Origin of the sequence: Sphingomonas sp. (genome assembly GCF_039595165.1) — a bacterium.
Lineage (GTDB): Bacteria > Pseudomonadota > Alphaproteobacteria > Sphingomonadales > Sphingomonadaceae > Sphingomonas.
Genome location: NZ_JBCNMA010000018.1, coordinates 39,790 through 48,606, shown reverse-complemented (window position 1 = coordinate 48,606; position 8,817 = coordinate 39,790). Strand labels below are relative to the sequence as shown.

8 protein-coding genes and 1 pseudogene are annotated in these 8,817 nt (G+C 69.2%); 8 read left to right on the top strand and 1 reads right to left on the bottom strand.

Going from position 1 to position 8,817, the window contains the following annotated elements; all coding sequences use genetic code 11:
- The 7 genes and pseudogenes from ABDV68_RS05380 to ABDV68_RS05350 form a co-directional block, all read left to right on the top strand.
- Window positions 1-377 (top strand): annotated as a pseudogene (locus tag ABDV68_RS05380) (chemotaxis protein); the annotation flags it as partial.
- Between the two features lie 46 nt (window positions 378-423).
- Window positions 424-1,125, top strand: a complete 702-nt coding sequence (locus ABDV68_RS05375) for an SDR family oxidoreductase (RefSeq protein ID WP_343518656.1) — start codon at window positions 424-426, stop codon at window positions 1,123-1,125.
- Window positions 1,126-1,177: 52 nt separating this feature from the next.
- Window positions 1,178-2,155 carry a 50S ribosomal protein L11 methyltransferase gene (locus ABDV68_RS05370; RefSeq protein WP_343518655.1) on the top strand — a complete coding sequence of 326 codons (978 nt, stop codon included), beginning with the start codon at window positions 1,178-1,180 and terminating at the stop codon, window positions 2,153-2,155.
- A 107-nt stretch (window positions 2,156-2,262) separates the two neighbouring features.
- A complete protein-coding gene (locus ABDV68_RS05365; protein WP_343518654.1) occupies window positions 2,263-3,750 on the top strand; it encodes an efflux transporter outer membrane subunit in 1,488 nt (495 codons plus the stop codon).
- Window positions 3,750-5,159 carry an efflux RND transporter periplasmic adaptor subunit gene (locus ABDV68_RS05360; RefSeq protein WP_343518653.1) on the top strand — a complete coding sequence of 470 codons (1,410 nt, stop codon included), beginning with the start codon at window positions 3,750-3,752 and terminating at the stop codon, window positions 5,157-5,159. The genes ABDV68_RS05365 and ABDV68_RS05360 overlap by 1 nt, the downstream gene beginning before the upstream one ends.
- On the top strand, window positions 5,149-5,880 hold the full coding sequence (locus tag ABDV68_RS05355) for an ABC transporter ATP-binding protein (protein ID WP_343518652.1): 732 nt from the start codon (window positions 5,149-5,151) through the stop codon (window positions 5,878-5,880). Before ABDV68_RS05360 ends, ABDV68_RS05355 begins: the two co-directional genes overlap by 11 nt.
- Entirely contained in the window at window positions 5,880-7,088 is a 1,209-nt protein-coding gene (locus ABDV68_RS05350; protein WP_343518651.1) for an ABC transporter permease, read from the top strand. The genes ABDV68_RS05355 and ABDV68_RS05350 overlap by 1 nt, the downstream gene beginning before the upstream one ends.
- A 9-nt stretch (window positions 7,089-7,097) precedes the next feature.
- Here the strand turns inward: ABDV68_RS05350 and ABDV68_RS05345 are convergent, their stop codons facing one another.
- The gene (locus tag ABDV68_RS05345; protein WP_343518650.1) at window positions 7,098-7,670 is read right to left on the bottom strand and encodes a nucleotidyltransferase family protein; all 573 of its coding nucleotides are present in this window, start codon (window positions 7,668-7,670) and stop codon (window positions 7,098-7,100) included.
- A gap of 154 nt (window positions 7,671-7,824) precedes the next feature.
- On the opposite strand from ABDV68_RS05345, the gene ABDV68_RS05340 reads away from it, so the two are divergent.
- Window positions 7,825-8,808, top strand: coding sequence for a glycerophosphodiester phosphodiesterase (locus ABDV68_RS05340; RefSeq protein WP_343518649.1), 984 nt, complete (start codon window positions 7,825-7,827; stop codon window positions 8,806-8,808).
- The last annotated feature ends 9 nt before the right edge of the window (window positions 8,809-8,817 follow it).

Sequence of the window (8,817 nt, the reverse complement as noted above, 5' to 3'; positions counted from 1 at the left end):
AGAGCCTCGCCAACCAGACCGCGCGGGCGACCGACGATATCGCCGCCAAGATCGCCGCGATCCAGTCGGCGACCAAGGGCACGGTCGATACCAACGCCTCGATCCGCGACACGGTGCTCGAGGTGCAGGCCAGCGCCGACCGCATCCGCACCGCGATGGAGGTCCAGGCCCAGACCGTCACCGCGATCACCGCCGCCGTCGACGAGACCGCGCTCGCCGCCGACTCGATGTCCGCGACGATCGGGGCGATCCGCGAGGATACCAAGAGCGTCGCCGGAGAGATCGACACGCTGCAGCACGAGTTCGGCGCGATCGACGAGCGGCTGAACCAGCTCAGCGACGCCGCCGGCAGCTTCTCGGCCTCGGTCGCGGCGTAAGCGCGCCGTCTCGACTTCGCCCGATCCGGGCGGGTAGAGAACGGGGATGACAATCCATATTCTGGTCACCGGCAGCAGCCGGGGCATCGGCGCGGCGATCCTAAAGGCGATCGACCTCCCCACCGTGAAGGCGGTGGGGCAGGGGACGCGCAGCGGCATCCCCGCCGACTTCACCGATCCGGCCGCGCCGCGCTCGTTGTGGGAGGCGGCGATCGACGCGCTCGACGGGCGCATCGACGTGCTCATCAACAACGCCGGCATCTTCGAGGCTGCGCCGGTCGATCTCGACGATGACGACTGGCTCGACGCCTGGGAGCGGACGATGCAGGTCAACCTGACCGCCGCCGCGCAGCTCTCGCGCTTTGCCGTGAAGCACTGGCAGGTACGCGGCAGCGGCGGGCGCATCGTCAACATCGCCAGCCGCGCCGCCTATCGCGGCGACAGCCCGGCGCACTGGCACTATGCCGCGTCCAAGGCGGGCATGGTCGGCATGACCAAGAGCATCGCCCGCGGCTTCGCGCGCGAGGGCATCCTCGCCTTCGCGATCTGCCCGGGGTTCACGATGACCGGAATGGCCGAGGACTATATGGCGAGCCGCGGTGGCGACAAGCTTCTCGCCGACATCCCGCTCGGCCGCGTCGCGATGCCCGAGGAAGTGGCGACGATGGCGCGCTTCTGCGCGCTCGAGGCGCCCGCATCGATGACCGGCGCGGTGCTCGATGTGAACGGGGCGAGCTACGTTCGATGAGCATCCGCCAGGAAAAGTGGGCACCGGTTTTCCGTTCGGCGGGGCGCAAACAATGAGCAGCTGGAAAGTGATCTTGCCCTGCACGCGCGACGAGGCGGAGGCGATCGATTTCGAGGGCGCCGAGCTGCTCGGCATCGATCCGGCGCCGGTGCTGCTGACCAGTGAGACCATCCCCGACGACCCGCTCGCCTGGCAGCTCGAGGCCTTCTTCGAGGGCAAGCCGGGCAAGGCCGAGATCGCCGCGCTGCGCACGCTGGTGCCGAGCGCCGGGAATGCCAAGCCCGTGACCGAGAAGCTGCCCGACGAGGACTGGGTCACGCTGAGCCAGGCGGGGATCGAGCCGGTCCATGCCGGCCGCTTCTACGTCCACACCGCGAGCAACAAGGGCGACGTGCCGGACGGCGCCAAGACCTTTCATATCGAGGCCGGACGCGCGTTCGGCACCGGCACGCACGAGACCACCGGCGGCTGCCTGCTGACGCTCGACGCGATGCGCGCGCGGGGAGAGGTGGTGCGCAACCTGCTCGATGTCGGCACCGGCACTGGGCTGCTCGCCTTCGCCGCGATGCATCTGTGGCCGCGCGCCTATGCGACGGCGTCGGACATCGATCCGGTGGCGGTCGAGGTGACGGCGGAGAACGCCGCCGCGAACGACGTCGCGCTGGGCGACGGCGCGGGGCAGCTCGCGCTCGCCGCGGCGCCCGGGCTGGAGCATCCGCTGCTGATCGGCCGCGCGCCCTATGACCTGATCATCGCCAACGTCCTGGCCGGGCCGCTGATCGAGCTGGCGCCGAGCATCGCCGCGGCGCTCGCCCCGGGCGGGACGCTGGTGCTCGCGGGGCTGCTGGAGACCCAGGCCGAGCGCGTCGCGCACGCCTATCGCCGCCACGGGCTGCGGCTGGCAGGCCGGGTTCCGATGGGCGACTGGCCCGCGCTGCGGCTGCGCAAGCGCGCGCGCTATGGCTGGGACCGGGTGTCGCGGCCAGGTCCGGACGGGGTCGGGCTCGCTCCGGGTTTCGGGAGCTGGTGACGGCGACGCAACCGGATCGTTTCGGCTGCGTTCAGGCACATCGCATACAATTTGCGACAATGTTTTGGTGGACGTTGCGCCTGCCGCTGACCAGTTTCGGAGCCATGATGAACCGTCCGACGATCCTCATGATGCTGATCGCGGTGCCGCTCGCGGGGTGTACCGTCGGCCCGGATTACCGGCCGAAGGGCGCGTCGGAGCTCGGCGTGCCGGCCGCCTGGTCGGTCGAGGCGCAGCAGCAGGCGCAGGCCGATCTGCGCCAATGGTGGACCGCGTTCAACGACCCCCTGCTGACGCAGCTGGTCGAGCAGGCGGCGACGCAGAATCTCGACGTGGCGCAGGCGGTGGTACGGCTGCGCCAGGCGCGCGAGGCACTGGTCCAGTCGCGCGCGTCGCTGCTGCCGAGCGTGAGTGCCGGCGGGAGCGCGTCGCGCAGCGAGCCGATCCGCGGCGCAACCAGCCAGATCACCTTGCCCGACGGCACCGTGACGACCGTATCGCAGGGGGGCAATTCGAGCTTCTCGCTCGGTGCCGACGTCAATTATCAGGCCGACCTGTTCGGTGGCGTGCGCCGCGGTGTGCAGGCGAGCCGCGCGCAGCTCGAGGCGAGCGGCTATGACTACGCCACGGTGCTGATCTCGATCCAAGGGGAGATCGCGCGCAACTACATCCTCGCGCGGGCGGCACAGGCGCAGCTCGCCAATGCGCGCGACAGCCTGGCGATCCAGGACGACAATCTCGAGATCGCCGGCTTCCGCGTGCAGGCCGGCCTCGTTTCCTCGCTCGACCAGGAGCAGGCGCGCGCGAGCCGCGCGCAGACCGCGGCGTCGATTCCCAATATCGAGGCGAGCTACAACAGCGCCGTGTCCCGGCTCGGCGTGCTGACCGGCCAGGCTCCGGGCGCGCTCAAGGGCGAGATGGAGGCGGTGCGTCCCGTCCCGCAGGGCCCGGCGGCGATCGCGGTCGGCATCCCCGCCGACACGCTGCGCCAGCGCCCCGACGTGCGCGCGGCCGAGCGCAACCTCGCCGCCGCAGTCGCGCAGATCGGCGTGGCGGAGGCGCAGCTCTATCCGCAGCTCTCGCTCGGCGGCAGCATCGATGCCGGTGCGTCGAACCTCGGCAGCATCTTCGACGTGATCACTGGCCGCCTCTTCGCGAGCATCGCGCAGACGATCTTCGACGCCGGCCGCACGCGCTCGCAGGTCCGCTCGGCGCAGGCAGCGGCGGACGGCGCCTTCGTCGCCTACAAGCAGACCGTGCTCGCCGCGCTCGAGGATGTAGAGAATGCGATCGTCGCGCTGCAGGCCGCGCAGCGCCGCGAGCGCGAGTTCGTGATCGCGCTCGACGCGGCGAATAACAGTGCGATCCTCTCGCGCAGCTCGTACCGTGCGGGGCTCGCCGACTTCCTGACGCTGAGCCAGAGCGAGGCGTCGCTGATCTCGGCGCGCAACGGCCTGCTCCAGGCGCGCTCGGACCAGGCCTCGGCGCTGATCCAGCTCTATCTCGCGCTCGGCGGCGGCTGGGATGCCGGCGCCGTGCCCACCCCGCAGAGCGTCCCCGCGCCCGCGACCCTTTCCAAGACCGGACAAAACTGATGGCCGATGCGAACCCCAGCCCCAAGCTCGACGAATTCCTCGGCGGCAAGGTGACTCCGCCATGGCAGCGCTACGCCAAGTGGGTCGCGCTGGCGCTGGTGGTGATCGCGGTGATCTTCGGCGTCTCTCGCTTCTTCGGCGGAAGCGCCGAGGCCGGCTATGCGACGCAGAAGGCGGAACGCGGCGCGCTCACCGTCACCGTCTCGGCGACCGGCAAGCTTGCCCCGACCAATCAGGTGCAGGTCGGCTCGGAGCTGTCGGGCCTGATCACCAAGGTGCTGGTCGACGTGAACGACCGCGTTACTGCGGGCCAGCCGCTCGCGCTGATCGACCAGTCGCGCCTCAACGACACGATCCAGCAGGGGGAAGCGGCGGTCGCCGCCGCGCAGGCGACGGTCGCGCAGAACCAGGCGACCTTGACCGAGGCGCGCAGCCAGCTTTCGCGGTTCGAGGAAGTGAGCCGGCTGTCGGGCGGGCGCGTCCCGGCCAAGACCGAGATGGACAATGCCCGCGCCGCAGTCGCCCGCGCGCAAGCGACGGTGCGCGCCAGCCAGGCGCAGGTCGTCTCGCAGCAGGCGGCGCTGCGCTCCAACGTCACGCAGCGCGACAAGGCGGTGATCCGTTCGCCCGTCAACGGCGTGGTGCTTGCGCGGCAGGTCGAGCCCGGCCAGACGGTCGCGGCCTCGTTCAACACCCCGACGCTGTTCGTGATCGCGGAGGATCTCGGCGCGATGGAGCTTCAGGTCGCGATCGACGAAGCCGATGTCGGCCAGGTCAAGGACGGGCAGAAGGCGAACTTCACCGTCGACGCCTTCCCCGGCGAGACCTTCCCGGCGACGATCCAGCGCGTCGATGTCGGTTCGAACCTGTCGGCGCAGAGCACCAGTTCGTCCTCGACCAGCACGTCGAGCACGACCGGGCAGGTCGTGTCCTATGCCGCGATCCTGAGCGTCGCCAACGCCCAGCAGAAATTGCGCCCTGGCATGACCGCGACCGCCGAGATCGTGACGTTGCAAAAGAACAACGTGCTGCTCGTTCCCAACGCCGCGCTGCGCTTCACCCCCAGCGACGGTAATGCCCAGCAGACGGGCGGCGGCATGGCCGGCGCGCTCGTGCCGCGGCGCGGTCGGCGTGGCGGGCAGGCGGCGGAGAAGTCGGCGACGATCGGCCGCGGCGCGCGCCAGACGCTCTATGTGAAGGGCGAGGATGGCGAGCCGCGCGCGATCCAGGTCACCACCGGCGACACCAACGGCCAGATGACCGAGATCCTGTCGGGCGAGCTCAAGGAGGGGATGGAAGTCATCACCGGCCAATATGCGGGCGAATCGTCGCGCTCCGGCCAGCGCAAGTCCGGCGGTGGCGGGGGCCAGCGGCGTCAGGGCGGCGGTGGCGGAGGCAATGGTGGCTGACGCCGACCCGATCATCCGCCTGCGCAACATCACCAAGGTGTTCGGGGAGGGCGCGACGGCGTTCCAGGCGCTGAAGGGCGTCGACCTCGACATCGCCGAGCGCGATTTCGTCGCGGTGATGGGGCCGTCGGGCTCGGGCAAGTCGACGACGATGAACATCCTCGGCTGCCTCGACGTGCCGACCTCGGGCGAGTTCCTGTTCAAGGGCGTGCATATCGAGAAGCTCGACCGCGACGAGCGCGCGCTGGTCCGCCGCAAATATCTCGGCTTCGTCTTCCAGGGCTTCAACCTGCTCTCGCGCACCCATGCGCTGGAGAATGTCGAGCTGCCCCTGCTCTATCGCGGCGAGGACAAGAAGACGCGGCGCGAACTCGGCATGGCGGCGCTCGAGAAGGTCGGCCTCGCCGACTGGTGGGACCATACCCCGGCCGAGCTCTCGGGCGGCCAGCAGCAGCGCGTGGCGATCGCCCGTGCGATCGTGACCAGCCCCGCCGTGCTGCTCGCCGACGAGCCGACCGGCAACTTGGATTCGGCGCGCTCGATCGAGATCATGGAACTGCTCACCAGTCTCAACCAGGACAGCGGCATCACCGTGCTGATGGTCACCCACGAGCCCGACATGGCGGCCTTCGCCCATACCATCGTCCACTTCAAGGACGGGCTGGTCGAGCGGATCGAGGAAGGTGAAGGCGCCGGCCGCAAGGCGGGAGCGCACGTCTGATGCTTGGCACCACGCTCACCCTCGCGATCCGCTCGATCCTGCGCCACAAGCTGCGCTCGTTCCTGACCACGCTCGGCATCATCATCGGCGTCGCCGCGGTGGTGGCGATGGTCACGCTGGGCAAAGCGACCACCGCCGCGGTCCAGCAACAGATCGCCAGCCTCGGCACCAATATCCTCCAGGTGCGCCCCGGCCAGGGCTTCGGCCGCGGCGGCGGTGGACCGCGCCCGCCCGATTTCGAGGAGCTCGACGTCGAGGCGGTCAAGGAGCAGGTCGCCGGCGTGACCGCGGTCGCGCCGCAGGCCCAGTCGACCGCGACCGCGATCCATGAGGGTGCCAACTGGTCGACCACGATCAACGGCACCACCAACGATTTCTTCAAGGTCCAGCCCTGGCCGCTGACCGCCGGCCGCACCTTCTCCCCGGCGGAGGAGGCGGCGGGCAAGTCGGTGTGCATCATCGGCAACACGGTGCGCCAGAACCTGTTCCGCGGCGGGCGTGCGGTCGGGCAGCGGATGCGCGTCAACAACGTCTCGTGCGACGTGATCGGCACGCTCTCGACGCGCGGCCAGGCCGGGTTCGGCGGCGACCAGGACGACGTCATCATCATGCCGATCAAGACGGTGCAGCGCCGCTTCACCGGCAATCGCGACATCCGCCTGATGCTGGTCGGGGTCGACCAGGCCTATGACACCCAGCAGGTCCAGTCCGCGCTCACCGATCTGCTGCGCGAGCGGCGGCGGCTCGAGCCCGGCGCCGAGGACAATTTCAACATCTTTGACACCGCCCAGATCAGCGCGACGCTGACCGGCACCACCACCCTGCTCACCCAGATCGTCGCGGCGGTGGCGGGCATCAGCCTGATCGTCGGCGGGATCGGGATCATGAACATCATGCTGGTCTCGGTGACCGAGCGCACGCGCGAGATCGGCATCCGCCTCGCCATCGGCGCGATCGCGAGCGAGGTGCTGTTGCAGTTCCTGGTCGAGGCGATCGTGCTGTCAATGCTGGGCGGGGTGATCGGGCTGTTGCTGGCGCAGCTGGTGATCGCGATCATCACGCCGATCATGCAGGTGCCATGGACGTTCGACCTGCAGATCAACATCATCGCCTTCATCATCGCGGCGGCGATCGGCGTGGTGTTCGGCTTCTTCCCGGCGCGGCGCGCGGCGAGCCTCAACCCGATCGACGCGCTGCGGCACGAATAGGGCTGGCGTCTATTTGGCGTGGATCAGGCGGTCGAGATCCTCGACCGTGTCGATGTCGACCAGCTCGGCGGGCGAGGTGACGACGTGGTGGCCATGCTTGACCAGCTCGCGCGCGCCCATGTCGCCTTCCGCGCGCAGCAGCGCGTCGAAATGGCTGCAGCCGAACAGCACCGGCGGACGTGGAATCTCGCCATCGCTCGACGCCACGATCGCGTCGGGGCCCTCGGCGCGGTCGAGCAGGCGATAGATATGCGTGGCGGTGACCTTGGGCATGTCCGCGAGCGCGATCAGCACCGCTTCCGCGCCGCTGGCGCACGCCGCTTCGACGCCGAGGCGCAGCGAGCGGCTCATCCCAGCCGCGGGGTCGTCGTTGTGGACGATGCGGTAGCCGCACCCGGCGAGATCCAGCCGGGTCTCCGATACCACCGCGATGCGTTCGCGAAACGGCACCGCCTCGAGCGCGACGACGACGTGCAGCCCGACCGGGCGCCCGAGATAGAGCTGAGTCAGCTTGTCTCCGCCGAACCGTTCGGAGCGGCCTGCGGCGAGCAGCACCAGCGCAACGCGTTCAGCCTCGATCATCCGGCTTCCTCACCATCGCTGTGCCTCAATGCTGTCACCCGAATCGATTAGCCGATCCGAGCGTTTCGAAGGAGATAGGGCGATGGCGGGGATGTGGCGAGCGGCGCTTGCACTGATTATGCTCGCGGCGCCCGCCGCTGCGAAGGATGCGATCATGCCAGCCACCAAGCCAATCGTCATCGCGCATCGCGGCGCCAGCGGCGAACGTCCCGAGCATACGCTGGCGTCCTACACCCTCGCGATCGAGCAGGGCGCCGACTTCATCGAGCCCGATCTTGTGATGACCAGGGACGGCGAGCTGGTCGCGCGGCACGAGAACAACATCGCCGAGACCACCGACGTCGGGTCGCGCGCCGAGTTCAAGGATCGCAAGACGACCAAGACGATCGACGGAGTCAAGTACACTGGGTGGTTCACCGAGGATTTCACCCTTGCCGAGCTCAAGACGCTGCGCGCCAGGGAGCGGCTGCCGATGCTCCGCCGCGACAACACCAAATATGACGGCCAGTTCGAGATCCCGACGCTGCGCGAGGTGATCGCGCTGGCCAAATCGGCCGCGGTCTCGCGCGGGCGCCCGGTCGGCATCTATCCCGAGACCAAGCATCCGACCTATTTCGCATCGATCGGCCTGCCGATGGAAGCGAAGCTGCTCGCCGAACTTCAGGCGGCCGGCTGGGACCGTGCCGATGCGCCGGTGTTCATCCAGTCGTTCGAGGTGGACAATCTGAAGGCGCTCAGCAAGCAGACCAAGGTCCGGCTGATCCAGCTGCTCGATACCGACGGCGGCCCCGCCGACAAGGCGCAGCCGAGCTACGCCGCGATGATCACGCCCGAGGGGCTGAAGGCGATCGCCGTCTATGCCGCGGGGATCGGCCCCAACAAGTCGCTGGTGGTGAAGAACGACGGCACCGCCATGCCGCTCGTCGCGGATGCGCACGCGGCGGGGCTCGCGGTGCATCCCTGGACCTTCCGCGCCGAGAATTTCTTCCTCCCGGCGAGCCTGCGCTCGGGCATCAACCCGGCCGGCCATGGGCGGCTGGAAGAGGAGATTTCGCGCCATCTCGCCGCCGGGGTGGATGGTTTCTTCACCGATTACCCTTATCACGGGGTTCAGGCGCGCGATCGGCAGTCCCGCTGATCGACTGGG